This window comes from Mesorhizobium sp. M7A.F.Ca.CA.002.05.1.1, assembly GCF_003998335.1.
Lineage (GTDB): Bacteria > Pseudomonadota > Alphaproteobacteria > Rhizobiales > Rhizobiaceae > Mesorhizobium.
Genome location: NZ_RZQI01001205.1, coordinates 1 through 1,410, shown reverse-complemented (window position 1 = coordinate 1,410; position 1,410 = coordinate 1). Strand labels below are relative to the sequence as shown.

Below are 1,410 nucleotides of genomic sequence, written 5' to 3'. Positions count from 1 at the left end.
CTCCTCGGTCGGGAACAGCCAATCCGAGGTGAAGGACACCAGGCAGAAGCGGGTTTTCGTGCCGGCGAAAGCGTCGGCCAACCGGCCGCCATGGTCTGCGGCGAGGTCGAAATAGTCCATCGATCGCGTCATGTAGAGGTAGGAATTGGCGTCGAAGCGATCGACGAAGGTCATGCCCTGGTGGCGCAGATAGCTTTCGATCTGGAAGTCGGCGTCAAAGCCGAAGGTCAGCGCTTCGCGATCCTGCAGATTGCGGCCGAACTTGCGGTGCAGGGCGGCTTCCGACAGGTAAGTGATGTGGGCGGCCATGCGCGCTACCGCCAGGCCCTTTTCCGGGCGTTTGCCGTGCTCGAAATATTTGCCGCCATGCCAGTCCGGATCGGCCATGACAGCCTGGCGGCCAACCTCATGAAAGGCGATGTTCTGCGAGGAATGGCGCGCGCCGGTGGCGATCGGCAGCGCCGAGAAGACGCGCTCCGGATAGCTCGACGCCCATTCCAGCACCTGCATGCCGCCCATCGAGCCGCCGAGCACGCAAAACAGTTTTTCGATGCCGAAATGGTCGATCAGCATCTGCTGCGCCCGCACCATGTCGCGAATGGTGATAATGGGCAGGTCAAGCCCATAGGGCTTGCCGGTGGCGGGATTGGTCGAGGCCGGACCGGTGGACCCAAGGCAACCGCCGATGACATTGGAGCAGATGACGAAGAAGCGATTGGTGTCGATGATCTTGCCGGGGCCGATCAGCACTTCCCACCAGCCAGGCTTGCCGGTCACCGGATTGGTGCTGGCGACGTGCTGGTCTCCGGTCAGTGCATGGCAGACGAGGATGGCGTTGGAGCGGGCATCGTTCAGCGTGCCGTAGGTCTGGTAGGCGATCTGGAACGGTGAAAGCAGCGTGCCGGCGTCCAGCTTGAGCGGCTTGTCGGATCCAAAACGCAAAACCGGGCTCGACGGCTGGTCGACCTCGTTGTTGGTTTTGCGGGCACGCAGAACGGCCATGACATCCATCTCACACTTTGAGCCCACGCATCGCGTTTGTCGAAAGTCGATGCCGATACGGGTGTCCGGCCGGCGCGGACAACAAAAAACCGGCATTGCGGTCGCAAAGCCGGTTACAGGATGCAAACGGCCCTTTAGCAAGTTGTTTAACGTGGCTGCAAGCCGACCGGCCAAATCACCACGGAAGTTCGCACCCCTTCTAGGGCTGTGGCGCGCCGTCGTCAACGGCCAGCCCTGGGCGATGGCTGTCGCCTCTCGACATTGCAGGCCACGGCTTGTATTTCCGCTGCGGCTTCCCCGAGGAAGCGTTCTCGACGGATTTTGCGACATGAGCCAGACACCGGACCAGGCACGTCCAACCCCGCGTGCGGGCATCATGGACATCGACGCCTATGTGCCGGGCAAGAG

The 1,410-nt window shown here is 62.0% G+C and carries 1 protein-coding gene and 1 riboswitch; the gene reads right to left on the bottom strand.

The window, feature by feature from the left end; all coding sequences use genetic code 11:
* Positions 1-1,002: homoserine O-acetyltransferase MetX (gene metX / locus EN939_RS34140; RefSeq protein WP_127271813.1), on the bottom strand; the 1,002-nt coding region annotated here is incomplete at its 3' end.
* Between the two features lie 114 nt (positions 1,003-1,116).
* Positions 1,117-1,194, bottom strand: a riboswitch (SAM riboswitch).
* Positions 1,195-1,410 lie beyond the last annotated feature (216 nt).